13 protein-coding genes are annotated in these 15,572 nt (G+C 56.1%); 5 read left to right on the forward strand and 8 right to left on the reverse strand.

The window, feature by feature from the left end:
• Positions 1-711, reverse strand: coding sequence for a murein L,D-transpeptidase catalytic domain family protein (locus ACIQZK_RS04590; protein ID WP_397575102.1), 711 nt, complete (start codon positions 709-711; stop codon positions 1-3).
• A gap of 119 nt (positions 712-830) precedes the next feature.
• Here ACIQZK_RS04590 and ACIQZK_RS04595 point away from each other — a divergent pair, with 119 nt between their 5' ends.
• From ACIQZK_RS04595 to ACIQZK_RS04605, 3 genes are all read left to right on the forward strand, one after another.
• Positions 831-1,601 (forward strand): L,D-transpeptidase family protein, encoded by a 771-nt coding sequence (locus ACIQZK_RS04595; protein ID WP_397575103.1) that lies wholly within the window; start codon positions 831-833, stop codon positions 1,599-1,601.
• A 98-nt stretch (positions 1,602-1,699) separates the two neighbouring features.
• Complete coding sequence (locus ACIQZK_RS04600) at positions 1,700-2,152, forward strand: MerR family DNA-binding transcriptional regulator (protein ID WP_395635701.1); 453 nt, start codon at positions 1,700-1,702, stop codon at positions 2,150-2,152.
• A 31-nt stretch (positions 2,153-2,183) separates the two neighbouring features.
• On the forward strand, positions 2,184-3,983 hold the full coding sequence (locus ACIQZK_RS04605) for an acyl-CoA dehydrogenase C-terminal domain-containing protein (RefSeq protein WP_397575104.1): 1,800 nt from the start codon (positions 2,184-2,186) through the stop codon (positions 3,981-3,983).
• 63 nt (positions 3,984-4,046) lie between these two features.
• On the opposite strand, the gene cysK is transcribed toward ACIQZK_RS04605, so the two are convergent.
• From cysK to ACIQZK_RS04625, 4 genes are all read right to left on the reverse strand, one after another.
• Positions 4,047-4,967, reverse strand: a complete 921-nt coding sequence (gene cysK, locus ACIQZK_RS04610) for a cysteine synthase A (RefSeq protein ID WP_397575105.1) — start codon at positions 4,965-4,967, stop codon at positions 4,047-4,049.
• The gene (locus ACIQZK_RS04615; protein ID WP_397575106.1) at positions 4,964-6,292 is read right to left on the reverse strand and encodes an MFS transporter; all 1,329 of its coding nucleotides are present in this window, start codon (positions 6,290-6,292) and stop codon (positions 4,964-4,966) included. The genes cysK and ACIQZK_RS04615 overlap by 4 nt, the downstream gene beginning before the upstream one ends.
• Positions 6,293-6,379: 87 nt before the next feature.
• On the reverse strand, positions 6,380-7,525 hold the full coding sequence (locus tag ACIQZK_RS04620) for an aspartyl/asparaginyl beta-hydroxylase domain-containing protein (RefSeq protein WP_397575107.1): 1,146 nt from the start codon (positions 7,523-7,525) through the stop codon (positions 6,380-6,382).
• 46 nt (positions 7,526-7,571) lie between these two features.
• Complete coding sequence (locus ACIQZK_RS04625) at positions 7,572-9,836, reverse strand: ATP-dependent helicase (RefSeq protein ID WP_397575130.1); 2,265 nt, start codon at positions 9,834-9,836, stop codon at positions 7,572-7,574.
• A 127-nt stretch (positions 9,837-9,963) separates the two neighbouring features.
• On the opposite strand from ACIQZK_RS04625, the gene ACIQZK_RS04630 reads away from it, so the two are divergent.
• Entirely contained in the window at positions 9,964-11,247 is a 1,284-nt protein-coding gene (locus ACIQZK_RS04630) for an MFS transporter (RefSeq protein ID WP_397575108.1), read from the forward strand.
• A gap of 69 nt (positions 11,248-11,316) precedes the next feature.
• Here the strand turns inward: ACIQZK_RS04630 and rsmD are convergent, their stop codons facing one another.
• Together rsmD and ACIQZK_RS04640 are read right to left on the reverse strand one after the other, a co-directional pair.
• Complete coding sequence (gene rsmD, locus ACIQZK_RS04635) at positions 11,317-11,865, reverse strand: 16S rRNA (guanine(966)-N(2))-methyltransferase RsmD (protein ID WP_397575109.1); 549 nt, start codon at positions 11,863-11,865, stop codon at positions 11,317-11,319.
• The gene (locus ACIQZK_RS04640) at positions 11,865-12,710 is read right to left on the reverse strand and encodes a pseudouridine synthase (RefSeq protein WP_397575110.1); all 846 of its coding nucleotides are present in this window, start codon (positions 12,708-12,710) and stop codon (positions 11,865-11,867) included. The genes rsmD and ACIQZK_RS04640 overlap by 1 nt, the downstream gene beginning before the upstream one ends.
• Before the next feature lie 152 nt (positions 12,711-12,862).
• Between ACIQZK_RS04640 and ACIQZK_RS04645 the strand changes: the two genes are divergently transcribed.
• Entirely contained in the window at positions 12,863-14,137 is a 1,275-nt protein-coding gene (locus ACIQZK_RS04645) for an AmpG family muropeptide MFS transporter (protein ID WP_397575131.1), read from the forward strand.
• Between the two features lie 54 nt (positions 14,138-14,191).
• Here the strand turns inward: ACIQZK_RS04645 and ACIQZK_RS04650 are convergent, their stop codons facing one another.
• Positions 14,192-15,532: a bifunctional folylpolyglutamate synthase/dihydrofolate synthase gene (locus ACIQZK_RS04650; RefSeq protein WP_397575111.1), complete on the reverse strand. Its 1,341-nt coding sequence runs from the start codon at positions 15,530-15,532 to the stop codon at positions 14,192-14,194.
• Between the last annotated feature and the right edge of the window lie 40 nt (positions 15,533-15,572).

The following is a 15,572-nucleotide window of genomic DNA, read 5'->3' on the forward strand; positions in this document are numbered from 1 at the left end:
CTAAACTTTATCCGCATATAAAAGGCAGCCGGGGGCAACGCGCTCGAGAATGACGTTGATGTCATTTTTGGCAAAGGCAAAGCAACCTTGGCTGCGGCCAATCTTGCCCTGATCTTGGATCAGAGACTGGTTCACATACCATGCCGGATGAATAACAATAGCGCGCGCTTCGGCTTGGTCATTCTGCGGATCCAAGCCAATGAGCCGGCGAGACTCGCCATATTGGCCGATATAGGTATCGCTGACGAGGTAACTGCCAGCCGATGTCGCTTCGGACCCATGAACGTTGGAGAAATTCTGCACCCATCCGCTATGGCTCGGGTCGGAACCTTTTCCATGGGCCACCAGATAATGCGCGGATGAACCGTTCCGTAAATCAACGATGTAAAAGCGCGGGTCGCGTGACGGTTTCGAAAAATCGGCAAGTGCGATGAGGTCGTGATTGCGAATGCGGTTTTTATGCATGTCCAGCGCGGCTTTGGCGCGGCTGAGCAATAAAGGCGAGGGAGCCCCGGCGCTGTTGCTGCCTGTTCCCGGAGCGAAAACGATATCTGTCGCCGTCGATGGCGCAGCAAGCAAGCCGGCACCGGCAATGGCGGATTGGATAAAATGTCTGCGACCAATGATCATGACAAAGAGATAGGGATGAACGCTTGCGAGCAACAGTGGCCCACAGGCGTTTCGACGCAAAACTAGGACAGTTAACCTCATTGCTGCCGAAGCTGTTTTTACGGATTGCAGCGAAATTAACGTCGAATCTATCTCCACCCTTTGCTATAGAAGTTCTGTTACAGTGTGTTACTGTACATTGGGGGGTCAAAGGCAATTCAATGAAGGTGAACGTGGGTATCCGGATATTGCACGTCATGTGTGCGTTTGCGCTGCTTGCCAGTGCGCCCGGCGCGGTCACCGCGCAGAGCATTGTTCCAGCTGTGCCCTCGGACACACCGGCTAACCCTGCTGTCGTTCCTGAAAGCCCGGTGACGCCGCCGGTTGTTGTCCCACCTGTCATTAAACCACCTGTCGTCGCGCCAGCGCCAAAGCCCGCCCCCAAAAAGGGACCAGTGGATAGGCTGAAGCCCGGGCAATATGTGTGGATTCCGCAAGACCGCTATGAGGGGCCGATGAAAATCGTCGTCGTGCTGGATACGCAGCGGGTCTATGTATTCCAAAATGACAAGCTGATTGGCTTCAGCACGATTTCGTCCGGTAAAAAAGGCAAAGAAACACCCATTGGTGCTTTCAATATTCTGCAAAAAAATATCGATCACAAATCCAACCTCTATAGTAATGCCCCAATGCCTTATATGCAGCGGCTGACATGGGACGGGATTGCCATACATGGCGGCCATCTGCCCGGATATCCGGCGTCGCATGGCTGCATTCGCTTGCCACTGCCATTTGCGAAGGCATTGTTTGCGATCACGAAATTGGATCAGGAAGTGGTGGTATTGAAGGATACATCGACGCCGGTAAAACGGACTCCGCCCAAGCCAGAGCCAACGGTTGACCCTGCGCCTGCACCCTTGACTGGCGATACATTGACCGACCCGTCCGCCACCCCGCCTTCTTCGCCGCCAAAACCCGACACGCGCACTTAAACGCAGGCTATGTTACGTCGCGGCAGGGGTAACTTCGCCAATTGACGTTTACGCTAACGTAAAGTAGTGACGCTAGTGCACACAAGAGGAAAGGCGCCATGGAATCAATTACGCGCGACGAAAGGCGGGCCGATGCCACCATCGATACGCCAGACGCATTTAACCGCGATTCATTCACAATCTCCGATCTTTCGAGCGAGTTTGATGTAACCGCGCGGGCCTTGCGCTTTTACGAAGACCAAGGCTTGATTTCACCGGAACGTTTGGGGCTTGCCCGCATTTATTCCAAGCGCGACCGCGCGCGGCTTGCGTGGATATTGCGTGCCAAGCGCGTTGGTTTCAGCCTTGCTGAAATCCGGGAAATGATTGACCTTTATGACCTGAACGATGGCCGCAATATTCAGCGCCGTGTGACCATTGAAAAATGCCGTGACAGGATCAATCTGTTGAAGGCGCAGCGTGACGATATCGAAAGCGCTATTCACGAGCTTACCGAATTTGTTTCAACCGTCGAAAAGGCAGAGGCGGCAGATAAATCCTCCGCAGCCTAATTTGATATTTCCAGCCAATTAAGGATCGAAAATGCCAAGCTACACCGCCCCCGTTCGCGATATGCAGTTCATTCTCAACGAAGTATTGGCTGTTGAGCGTTTCGCCAATCTGCCCGGCTTTGAAAATGCCAGCGCGGATATGGTCGACGCGATCCTGACGGAAGGCGCCAAATTTGTAGAGGGCGTTCTTTTCCCGTTGAACCAAGTCGGCGACTTGCAAGGCTGCACGCGCCATGAAGATGGCAGCGTCACCACGCCTGATGGCTTCAAGGAAGCCTATAAGCTTTACTGTGAAGGCGGCTGGGGCACATTGTCAGCGCCCGTGGAGTTTGGCGGCCAAGGCATGCCGCACATCGTCTCGATGGCGTTTGAAGAGCTTATGGCAAGTTCGAACATGGCGTTCGCGATGTATCCCGGCCTTACCCAAGGCGCGGTATCGGCGATTTTGGTGAAGGGCAGTGACGAACAGAAAGCCAAATATGCGCCGAATATGATTTCGGGAAAATGGGGCGGGACAATGAACCTGACCGAGCCGCATTGCGGAACCGATCTTGGTCTTATCCGCACTAAGGCTGTGCCCAATGATGATGGCAGCTACGCAGTTTCAGGAACCAAGATTTTCATTTCGTCGGGCGACCATGACCTGACCGAGAATATCATTCACCTCGTCTTGGCCAAAACACCGGGCGCACCGGACAGCGTCAAAGGCATTTCGCTGTTCATCGTGCCCAAGTTCTTGGTGAATGATGACGGCTCGCTCGGCGCGTGGAACAGTTTGTCCTGTGGTTCGATCGAACATAAAATGGGTATTCACGGCAATGCGACGTGCGTCATGAATTATGACGGCGCGACGGGTTATCTTGTCGGCGAAGAGAATAAGGGCCTCGCGGCTATGTTCATCATGATGAACATCGCGCGTCTGGGCGTTGGCCAGCAAGGCCTTGGCATTGCCGAAGTCGCTTACCAAAATGCCGTGCATTATGCGCAGGATCGCCGTCAGGGCCGTGCGCTGACCGGTCCGCAGGATCTGGAGCAAAAAGCCGACACGTTGTTCGTGCACCCGGATGTGCGCCGCATGCTGATGGATGCCAAGGCGTTTACAGAAGGTATGCGTGCCTTGTGCCTATGGGGCGCGTTGCAAGCCGATTTGCTGCACCATGCGCAAACCGAGGAAGAGCGGCAGATGGCGGACGACCTGTTGTCGCTGCTGACGCCCGTCATCAAGGGTTATGGCACGGACAAGGGCTATGAAGTCGCCACAAATGCGCAGCAAGTCTATGGCGGCCATGGCTACATCGCCGAATGGGGCATGGAACAATATGTGCGCGATGCCCGTATCGCGATGATTTACGAAGGCACCAACGGTGTTCAGGCGATGGACCTTGTTGGCCGGAAGCTCGCGCAAAATGGCGGCCGGGCAATTCAGGCGCTTTTCAAGATTGTCGACGAGGAATGTGCTGCCGCAAAGGGCGGGGCACTCGCGGATTTCGCAACCCGTCTTGAAAAAGCCAGTGGCGATTTGAAGGCATCGACCATGTGGTTCATGCAAAATGGCATGGCCAATCCGAACAACATCGGTGCGGGTGCGCATCATTACATGCATATCATGGGCATCGTGGCGCTTGGACTACAATGGCTGCGGATGGCGGAATCGGCGCAACGTGCGCTTGATGCCGGCACAGGCAATGCGGCGTTTTACGAAACCAAATTGGTAACCGCGCGCTATTTTGCGGAGCGGTATCTGCCGGATTGCGGCGCGCTTCGTCGCAAGATTGAAGCGGGCAGTGAGGCGTTAATGGCCTTGTCGCCGGAGATGTTCGCCGCAGCGTAACCGCTCAGCCGTTTCATGCTTAGATACAAAAATGCCGGGATATTATGTCCCGGCATTTTGCGTTTAGTCGACGGGCAAAAAGTCGGGGACCGATAAATAGCGTTCGCCTGTGTCATAGCTGAAACCAAGAACACGTGATCCCGCTGGCAATTCGGGCAGCTTCTGCGCGATGGCGGCAAGTGTTGCGCCGGATGAAATGCCAACCAGCATGCCTTCCTCACGCGCGGCGCGTCGTGCGGTTTCCTTGGCAACTTCAGGGTCGACCTGAATGACGCCGTCCAATAACGCGGTGTGCAGGTTGGCGGGAATAAACCCTGCGCCAATCCCTTGAATGGCATGCGGTCCAGGCTGGCCACCGCTGATCACTGGCGACAACGTGGGTTCCACCGCAAAGACCTTCAAATTGGGCCAGGCCTTCTTCAAAACTTCTGCGCATCCCGTGATGTGGCCACCTGTGCCAACGCCGGTAATCAGGGCGTCAATCGGTTTATCGGCGAAGTCCGCCAATATTTCCTGCGATGTCGTGCGCACATGGACGTCAATATTCGCCGGGTTTTCGAACTGCTGCGGCATCCAAGAACCCGGCGTGTGTGACACGAGTTCCAAAGCACGTTCAATCGCACCCTTCATGCCCTTTTCGCGTGGGGTCAGGTCGAAGGTAGCGCCATAAGCGAGCATAAGCCGCCGGCGTTCCAGCGACATGGACTCTGGCATGACGAGGATGAGCTTATACCCCTTGACCGCCGCAACCATGGCAAGGCCAACGCCGGTGTTTCCGGACGTCGGTTCAATGATCGTGCCGCCGGGTTTCAAGCTGCCGTCTTTCTCGGCTGCCTCAATCATCGCAAGACCAATGCGGTCCTTGATTGAACCACCGGGGTTCGACCGTTCGGATTTGATCCAGACTTCGGCACTGGGGAACATGCGCCCCATCCGGATGTGCGGGGTGTTGCCGATGGTTTCGAGGATCGATTGTGCTTTCATGGATTGCTTCCTCTATATTGCGGTTCAAATGTGCGGGCGTTTTTAAGCTCGGGGAATAGCCGCGCCCACATTCCAGTAATCAATATGGCACCAACGCCGCCGAATACAACTGCGCCAACAGGTCCAAGTGCCGCCGCCGCCACACCGGACTGCAGTTCCCCCAATTCATTGGAGGCAGAAATGGCAAGCCCCGATACAGAGCTGACGCGTCCGCGCATTTCATCTGGGGTGTTGAGCTGCACCAAGGACGACCGGACATAAACCGACAGCATGTCTGACGCGCCAAGGATAATGAGCGAGATCAACGCGACCGCCATGCCAGCGCCCATGTTTAGGAACCCGATGCGTGCGTCGCCAAAAACATGGCTGCCGATTTCATGGCTTAGGCCAAATCCGATGGTTGCCGCGCCAAAGACCACCACCGCCCAGAGCATTTTGGCACCAACATTGTGGCGTAATGGCCTGATCGCGAGTATAAGCGCAACGACGGACGCTCCAACCGCCGGCGCCGCGCGTAACTGGCCAAGGCCGTCTGGACCGACCATCAGAATATCGCGCGCATAAACGGGCAGCATCGCGGTGGCACCTGCAAGTAGGACGGCAAACAGGTCAAGGGTAATGGCACCCAGCAAAAATCGTTCGGACCATGTATACCGCAGGCCATCGATCATTTGCCTTATGGGGTGGATTTTTCTTTCCATGCGGGGCGGATGGACTGGCTTCACAAAGCTCAAACTGATTGTCGCGGCCAACATCAAACCGGCCGAAACCCAATAAGGCAGCGATGCACTCTCGGCGAACATCAGCCCACCTGCAGCTGGACCAAAAACGGACCCGACTTGCCACGCGATTGAACTCAGCGCGATGGCGCGCGGCAATGACGCCGGTGGAACAATATTGGGCGCGATCGCCGACATCGAAGGTCCGACAAATACGCGGGCAACGCCATGCAGTGCGGCAAACAGGAAAAGCAGGGGCAGGGTAAGCCCATCGATATAAGTGAACCAGCCAAGCGCCAGCGCCACGATCATGTCGATGCTGTTGGCCAGCCGCGCAACCGTGCGGCGTTCCCACCGGTCTGCGGCCCATCCGGCCACAGGGGTCAACAACGCAAGCGGTACGAATTGCACAAGGCCAAGTAAGCCAAGCTGCAGCGACGCTTCGCGAATGGACATGCCATAATCACTGCGCGCGATGTCATAGGCTTGGTACCCGATGACCACGACCATCCCCATTGTTGCCAGCACCGCCATAAAGCGTGCGAGCCAATAATAGCGAAAGTCAGCTATGCTGAGTGGGTGGATGTTGGGGTTGGTGTCAGACATGAAGCATTTGCCTATCGGCTGGCGTTGCCCAAGGCAATGAAGGGATTTTTGATGACGCCGCTGGTTGCCATTTCATGATCCCAGCCATTATCCAGCATCTTCGGGCATGCCCTGATAGTCGTTGATCGTCTCGAATATGGTGGTGAGCGCAGCCTGTTCCTCGGCAGAAATCTCTGGTCTCCAGATTTCGAATAACAAGATAACGCGGGTATCCGCGCTGTTATTCCACGCCTCATGTTCGAAGCTGTCGTCAAAAATCAGCGCCTCGCCGGTGCGCCATGCACGCGTCTCGTTGCCGACACGAATGGCGCAGTCGTCGGGAACGATGAGCGGAACATGGCAAATCAACCTTGTGTTCAAAAGCCCATGATGCGGTTGAATATGCGTGCCGGGTTTTAGCAATGACCACAAGGCAATGGGTGAACGTTTATCGATGCGCGGCATCGGTGCCAATTCCAGCGCAGCCATCGTCGCCGGACAACGCGACGCGTTGGGTTCAACTTTTTCGCCGTTGCGCCAGAAATAAAACGCGCCCCAGCTCGGATCGTTGATCAGCGGGTTCGCCGCCCTTGGTCGATCGCTGCTCGCCTCGACATAAGGTGCGAAGTCTTGCCCATCGGCCAACACTGCGCGCAATTCCTCTTGCATCGCCGGTACTGCATTTTCGACGTCTGCGATCCACGGAAATTCCGAACGCTCATAAAATTGCCGCTGCGGGAGCTCGGGAAAGTAAAAGCTTGAAGGCTGCTGCACATATAGCTGCTTTTTGCCGAGCAACATGTCGATTGCTGTGCCAACCCGTCCGTCGCGATGCAAACCCGCTTGGGTAAGTCCATCAACCAAATGTTGCTCGAATTTCGCTTGAACACGCACGATGAAATCGCGCGCGCGGTTCAACATGGGGTGCAGGGATGTCGGCACGTCTTGCATCGTCGCGGCTTGGTTGAGCGCTGCTTGAAAGAATGCGTTTGCTGCCCTGTCATCGCCCAAGCGTGCCTTTAACTCGCCCGACAAAATCAATGCTGGCAAATGGCGCGGGTCGATTTCCAGTTGGCGCTGCAACGCAGCTTCCTCGGCTTTGGCATCTCCGGATAGGCTGCAGGCCTGCGCCATCATGAGCCATGGCATCTGGGCATCCGGCAATTCCGACAGCAAGCGTATTGCAGAAGCAGCGTCGCGGCGACCAAGCGCCGCTCTTGCGTCCGATATGATGTGTGCAGCCCCCGCAGTCATGGCTTTCCATAACCGCAAAGCGATAGGCATTACCAGAGCAGATACGTCAGCTGATCGTTACAAAGCTGTCCATCACCCGTTTGCGGCCCGCCTGTTCGAATTCGATCTCAAGCTTATTGCCTTCGATCTCCGCGATTTCGCCATAACCGAATTTCTCGTGAAAAACGCGCAGACCGATGCTCAAGTCGCTGCGACCTTTATTGCCAAGGCTGACCGCGCTGCGGGTGTTTTCCGGTATGCGTTGCGGGCGCGGGTTAAATCCGCCGGATGTCGCTGCCCGTTGCCAGCCCGGACCACGCGCATTGCTGCGGCCTTGGTTGGCCGCCGCCAGATGCGCGAATGGGTCGGTTTGTTCGCTCCAGTTGGCACGCCAAAGTGATGCGCCGCCGGTCATCGTCTGCTCGGCCTCGATATGGTCAAGCGGCAGTTCCTCAATGAAACGGCTTGGAATGCTGCTGGTCCATTGGCCGTAAATGCGGCGGTTTGCGGCATGGATGATGGTGCACCGGCGTTTCGCGCGGGTTATCGCGACATAGGCCAGTCGGCGTTCTTCTTCCAAAGAAGCAAGGCCACCTTCATCAAGCGCACGTTGTGATGGGAATATCCCTTCCTCCCATCCGACGAGGAAGACATTGTCATATTCAAGGCCCTTGGCGGCGTGAATGGTCATGATCGTGACGCTTGCGCCGGTATCGCCGCGGTCATTGTCCATAACCAGGCTGACATGTTCCAGAAACTCGCCCAGCGTTTCATATTCTTCCATGGCGCGCGCAAGTTCGCTCAGGTTTTCGAGGCGGGCCGATGCTTCGGTGCTGCGTTCTGCCTGCAATACAGCCGTATAGCCGCATTCGTCCATGATCAGCCGCGTCAGGTTCGCTGGCGACATATGCGCAGCTTCGTCGCGCCAGCGGGCGATGTCGACCACCAGATCGGCGAGCGACTTGCGTGCCTTGCCGGTTAGCTCATCAGTGCCAACCAATCGCGCGGCGGCGACCGAGAGTGGGGCACGCTCGGCGCGGGCAACGATGTGGATTTTTTCGACCGCTTTGTCGCCGATGCCGCGTTTTGGCACGTTGACGATACGTTCAAAGGCCAAGTCGTCGGCCGGCTGATTTACGATCCGCAAATAGGCAATGGCATCGCGAATTTCGGCGCGTTCGTAAAAGCGGAAACCGCCGACAATCCGATAGTTAACGCCGATTTGTATGAAGCGGTCTTCGAATTCACGAGTCTGATGCTGCGCGCGCACGAGTATAGCGACGCTGTCGAGGCTCTCGCCTTTATATTGCAACGCTTCAATTTCTTCGCCGACGCGGCGGGCTTCTTCGGGACCGTCCCACACACCGATGATGCGGACCTTTTCGCCATCGTCGAGTTCCGTCCACAATGTCTTGCCGAGCCGCGTGCTGTTGGCGTCGATCAGGCCAGAGGCGGCAGCCAAAATATGCGGCGTGCTGCGATAATTCTGTTCGAGCTTAATCGTCTTCGCGCCGGGAAAGTCTTTTTCAAAGCGCAGAATGTTGGCAACCTCTGCACCGCGCCACGAATAAATGCTTTGGTCATCGTCACCGACGCAGCATATATTTTTGCGCTTCTGGGCGAGCAAGCGCAGCCAGAGATATTGGACGGCGTTCGTGTCCTGATATTCGTCGACGAGAATATATTTAAACTGGGCCTGATATTTTTCGAGGATATCGCGGTTGTTCTTCAACAGGTTCAGCCCGTGCAACAGCAAATCGCCAAAGTCGCACGCGTTCAGTGCCAGCAGACGCGCCTGATATAGCGCGTACATCCTTTGGCCCTTACCATTGGCGAAAGCTTCATTGTCACCAGCGTCGAGATCTGCCGGTGACTTGCCCGCGTTTTTCCATTTGTCCAACAATGCAGCAAGCCCGCGCGCTGGAAATCGTTTCTCGTCCAAATCTTCTGACTGAATGAGCTGCTTGAGCAATCTGATCTGGTCATCGGTATCGATAATCGTGAAATTGCTTTGCAATCCGATTATTTCGGCGTGGCGGCGCAGCAGCTTTGCCCCAATGCTGTGGAACGTGCCGAGCCATGGCATGCCTTCCACCGCGGAACCGACCATCGCGCCAATACGCTCCCGCATTTCACGCGCAGCTTTGTTGGTGAACGTCACGGCGAGAATTTCGGACGGCCATGCAAGGCGCGTGTACAATATTTGCGCCATTCGCGCCGTTAATGCGGCAGTTTTCCCTGTGCCCGCCCCGGCCAGCAGAAGCACGGGGCCTTCAGTGGTTAAAACGGCTTCGCGTTGCGGCGCGTTCAAGCCGTCCAACCAAGGCGGCATCGGGGTGGGGGAGGGATGATTCACGTGCGAACGATTAGGGAACAGATGGTCGAAGGGCAATGCACTTTTCCGCTTTCCTTTCGCCGCCGTCGGTGCCAGCAGAAATGCGAGACAGGAGGGACGCACAATGACAACCACCAACGCAGGTGAAGCCGCAACCGCGCCTGCACCGTCGCATAGTCGGATTCTCGGCGCGGCCATGGCCGGAACGGCCGTCGAATTTTATGATTTTTATATTTTCGCAACGGCCGCTTCGCTGGTGTTCGGCCCGCTATTCTTTCCGCAATCGAGTCCCGAGGCTCAGTTGCTGCAAAGCTGGCTGACCTTTGCGTTGGCCTTTATCGCCCGGCCGGTTGGCGCGCTGGTATTTGGTCATTATGGCGACCGCATCGGGCGCAAGGCAACGCTTGTCTGGTCGTTGATGATCATGGGCGTATCAACTTTTCTGATTGCGCTGCTGCCGACCTACGCCGTTGCCGGTTGGATCGCGCCGGCGCTGCTATGCCTTTTGCGTTTCGGTCAGGGCTTCGGACTTGGCGGCGAATGGGGCGGAGCAGCGTTGCTTGCGGTTGAAAATGCACCGAAGGGCAAGGTCGCGCGCTATGGAATGTTCCCGCAACTCGGCGCGCCCGTGGGTTTCATCCTTTCGAACGGCCTGTTCCTGATACTTGGCATCATACTCAGCGATTCCGATTTCCGGGAATGGGGCTGGCGCATTCCGTTTTTGTTGAGCGCACTTCTGGTCGGCATTGGTTTGTGGGTCCGTCTTCGTTTGACTGAAACGCCAGCGTTTGCCGCGGCACTGGAAGAGGCTCCGCCGCCGCGCGTTCCCATGGCAGAGGTTGTGCGCACCCACCCACGCCAGCTGTTCGGCGGCACATTTGCGGCGATCGCCTGCTTTGCGATCTTCTATCTCTCGACCGCTTTTGCGCTCGGCTATGGCACAACCAAATTGGGCATCGCGCGCGAGGCCTTTCTGGGCATCCAGCTCATCTCGATCCTGTTCATGGCCGCTGGTATCATTGTTTCGGGTTACTGGGCCGACCGGACCAGCCCGGCCCGCGTGCTAGCGATTGGATGCGCGGCGCTGGTTGGTGCAAGTTTCACAACCGGGCCATGGTTGGGCAGCGGTGACCTGATGCTCACCGGTATGTATCTTTCGCTGCTGCTGTTTGTGATGGGGCTGGTTTATGGACCACTTGGCGCATGGCTGCCGGGGCTGTTCGCTGCGCGGGTGCGCTATACGGGTGCATCGATCTGCTTCAACGCAGCTGGGATATTGGGTGGCGCGCTGGCCCCTAACATCGCTTTGAAACTATCGGAATCGGGCCTCGAATATGTCGGCTATTATCTTGCTGCTATTGCGCTGTTCAGCTTTGCGGGGCTTTGGATGCTACGCCCGGAAAAATAGCCGCTGGTCCAGGATTACAAGGCCGGCGGCAATCAACACGCCGCCGCCGGCTTGGCGCGGCTTTCATTCCTAATCATGATCCGGACGCAGCAATGTGATCCGTGCTTTGCCGACGTTGCGCACGGTATCAACGGTGAAGCCCTTGACCTCGACATCTTCTTTGATGCTGGTCTCGACGCTAATCCATGCCGACGGTGCAAACCATCCAAAGCGGCCAAGCTTGTCGAGCGCGACAGATCCAGCGCCGCTCAAATAGGGTGGGTCCATCAGGATGATGTCCGCAGGCTTCAAAGCGCTGCCCATAGACAGGACAGACGATTTTCGGACATCGCATCGGTCTTTGCCGCCGAGCTTTGCGATATTCTTTTCCAGCGCGTCGAGTGCCAGATGGTCCTGCTCGACAAAGGTGCAATGCGCGGCGCCGCGCGACAAAGCCTCAAGCCCGAGCGCGCCTGAGCCTGCAAACAGGTCGAGCACCCGCAAATCTTCGAATGAACCAAGCCGACTGGTGAGCATGGAAAACAATGTCTCACGCGTACGATCGGCCGTTGGCCGCGTCGTATCACCCTTTGGCGCCACCAACGGACGTGAGCGCCACTCCCCCGAAATGATCCGCATTATTTCAATGTCTTTCGAAATTCGATGAGGTCGACCCGGCGCACTTCGCCGACAGTGCCCGGTGCAAGCTCGCCCAATATAAACGGTCCATAACGCGTGCGGATCAGGCGGCTGACTTCGAGCCCAAGATGTTCAAGGACACGGCGCACTTCGCGATTCTTGCCCTCGGTCAGGGTCATTTCAACCCAACCATTGCGGCCAGTCCGACGCTCCAGATTGGCGTCGATTTTGCCATATTTGACGCCTTCAATTTCAATGCCGTGGATCAGCTCTTCGAGCTGTTCCTGACTGACGTCACCAAAGCAGCGTGCGCGATATGTCCGCTCCACGCCAGTCGACGGCAATTCCATCTGCCGCTTAAACTCGCCATCATTGGTGAGCAGCAACAAGCCTTCGGTGTTCAAATCCAAACGGCCGATGGGCATGAGGCGCGGCAGGTCTTTTGGCAGAACATCGTAAATCGTCTTACGCCCGCTAAAATCGCGCTCGGCGGTCAGGCAGCCCTCGGGCTTATGGAACATGTACAATTGCGTCGGCGCAGGTTGGCCCACCGCCTTGCCATCAACAGCCACACCGCGCAGCGATTTCAGCAATGTTGCAGGGGTTTCGACCTTCTCATCATTTAACGTCACACGGCCATCGGCAATCATGCGTTCGATTTCACGACGCGACGCGACACCCGCCCGCGCGAGCAGCTTTGCGATACGTTCTTCGCCATCCTTGCGCTCCAATGCACCCTTGCTCGGCGCGGCGTTCGGGTTGGGCTTACGGACGGGTTTGCTGTCCCAACGCAGGCGCGGTGGCTTTGCTGGACGGGCAGGTGCTTTTGAAGGAGGTTTTACCATCAAGCGCCTTTGACGCATGTTGCTTCAAAAGTCACTGGCCATTCAGGAAAATCCATCTAGGGTCGCCGCATTGCATCATATTGCGGGTCAGGGAGAATTTTGTGCAGACCAAAAGCGTGCAGCCCAGTTGGCTTGATTCTATTAAGCCTTACATGGAGAAAGAAGCCCTCATTGCACTTTTATTGGGTATATCTTCGGGTTTTCCTTACGCGATGATTGGTGCCACTCTTTCCACGCGTCTTGCGCAGGACGGTATCGATAAAAAAGCTGTAACCGCGTTCGCACTTGCGTTTCTCGTGTATAATTTCAAATGGGCTTGGGCGTGGATAGTAGACGGCGTCCGGCTGCCTATCTTGGGCCGAATGGGGCAGCGTGTTTCTTGGATGATCGTGTCGGCAGGTTTTGTTGCAATTGCGGTTGCAAATCTTGGTTTTTCCAATCCAAACGCCGGATTATTGTATACCGCATACTCGGCCGTTCTTTTGGGCTTTGCAGGTGCTACCTTTGACATCGTAATCGACGCGTATCGGATCGAGGTGCTTCGACCCGATCAACAAGGCATCGGTGCCGGCATGAGCCAGTATGGTTGGCGGCTTGGGTCTGCTGGCGCTGGCGCACTGGCACTTGTTGTAGCCGCACGAATGGGCTGGGAAGCTGCATATATTGTGTGTGCGGCGTTTGCCATTCCAGCCGTAATTGCAGTGCTATGGGGTGGAGAGCCTGCGCGACATCGAGAGGCAGTGGCTCGGAAAGATATTAACATCGGCGAGTCTATCATTGGACCGTTCAGAGAGTTCTTTAGCCGTCATGGAGCTTGGCTTGTCCTGTTGTTTATACTTTTACACAAAATCGGAGATACGCTTGCAAATTTGACCCTTCGGTTGCTTTTGGAAGATCTGGGCTTTTCCAACGACGAAATCGCGATTTACGATGTTGGTGTGGGATTCTGGGCATTCCTTGTCGGTATTTTTGTTGGCGGTATTCTGTATGCGAAAATGGGATTGAAACGATCCGTAATTCTCAGCTTGTTTCTAATGATGATCTCTAACGTTAGTTTTGCGCTTTTGGCAAACGCAGGACATACTAACTTGGGCTTGGCGGCAACCATCGGTTTCGAGAACTTTGCCAGCGGCGTTGCGGGAACAGTTTTGGTCGCCTATTTTGCAGCGTTGTGCGATCTTCGCTTCACAGCGGCCCATTATGCTTTGATTTCGTCGGCTGCTAGTATTGTAGGCCGCTTTTTGACGGGTACGACAGCGGGAGCAATGGTTGAAGGCATGGGTTTCTTCAACTTCTACATATTAACCACCGTTGCGGCGCTGCCGGGCATCATAATATTCTGGTTAATGATGCGAAGCGGACTTGCGGATAGCTCAATTGGCACGGCTGCGACCTTTGACGGCAAGCCTGCTACTCCCGAAACATAGACTAACCAAAACTGACAACTTGAATTCTGAGGTAAGCCTTTAAATTATAAGGATTTAATCCGGCGCCTGATCGTTCGCGCGCAACACTTCACCAGCAAGATAGAGCGAACCGCAGATTAACACATTGGATGGCAGCCCATTGCCCGCAATCCGTTCCATCGCTGTGTCAATGTCGGCCACAGGCGCGGCCACTGCGATGCCAAGATGGTCTTTCGCTAACCGGCACAGTTCCAACGGATCATGATGCTCATGGCCCGATATCGGCACCGCGTATAACGATCCAATTTTGTGTGCGAACGGCGTCAGGAAACCCAGCGCATCCTTGTTCATCAACATACCAATGATGACGTGAACGGGCGGGCCGTCCTCAAGCGTTTTGGCAATTGCCGCTCCGGCATCGGGATTGTGGCCGCCATCGAGCCACACGGTTGAACCCGTCGGCAGTTGGTCAGTCAGCGGCCCTGCAGACAATGTTTGCATCCGTGCCGGCCAGCGTGTCCATTCCATCGCGGCGGCCAGCGCCGCCTCCGGAATATGGATGGCGTTTTGATGCCGCAGCATTGCAATGGCCAAAGCCGCATTGTCGGCCTGATGTGCGCCTATCATGCGGGGAAGTGGCAGGTTGAGCTTTCCGCTGGCGTCGCGATAATGCAAGCGACCATCATACACCGCCGCATCCCAGCTTTCGCCGCGGGCGTGCAGCGGTGCGTTGTGCAAGCCGGCTTGCGTGGCAACGGTGTTGGCCATTGATGCTGTATATTTTTGCGTGAGCAGAGGTGACCCGGACTTTGCAATTCCCGCCTTTTCAAAGGCAATGCGGTCAAGCGGCGGCATATCGGGAACACCGTCCTCCGCCGCCAACAAGAAGCCTTCATGATCCAATCCCAAGGATGCAATTCCGCACGCTACCGGCTGCGTGAGCACATTGGTCGCGTCCAGCCTGCCACCCAGGCCAACTTCGACGATGCAGGCATCGGCTGGCGTCCGCGCAAAGGCGCAAAAGGCGACTGCGGTGGTGACTTCAAAGAAGCTCGCTTCCAGCCCCTCGGCATGGTCCAAAACCTCCGACAGAAGTGCAGATAAGCTCACGTCATCGATCAGCTTGCCAGCAACGCGTATCCGTTCGTTGAAACGCACCAGATGCGGACTTGAATAGACATGCGTCGTCATACCCGCCGCCTCAATCGCCCCGCGCAAAAACGCGCAGGTCGAACCTTTGCCGTTGGTGCCAGAGACATGGAACACCGGCGGAAGATTGAGGTGCGGATTACCGAGGCGCTCCAGCAATGCCACAATACGCGTCAGTCCCAAGACATCCTTACCGGGTGACAACATGGTCAGCCGGTCCAATTGCGCCTGAACAGCAGGGTCAGAGGAAATGGCGTGGTCAGGCATCTTTTATCCCTTTGTCATCCCCGCGTTCGCGGGAATGACA

It is taken from the genome of Sphingorhabdus sp. (assembly GCF_044338195.1).
Lineage (GTDB): Bacteria > Pseudomonadota > Alphaproteobacteria > Sphingomonadales > Sphingomonadaceae > Sphingorhabdus_B.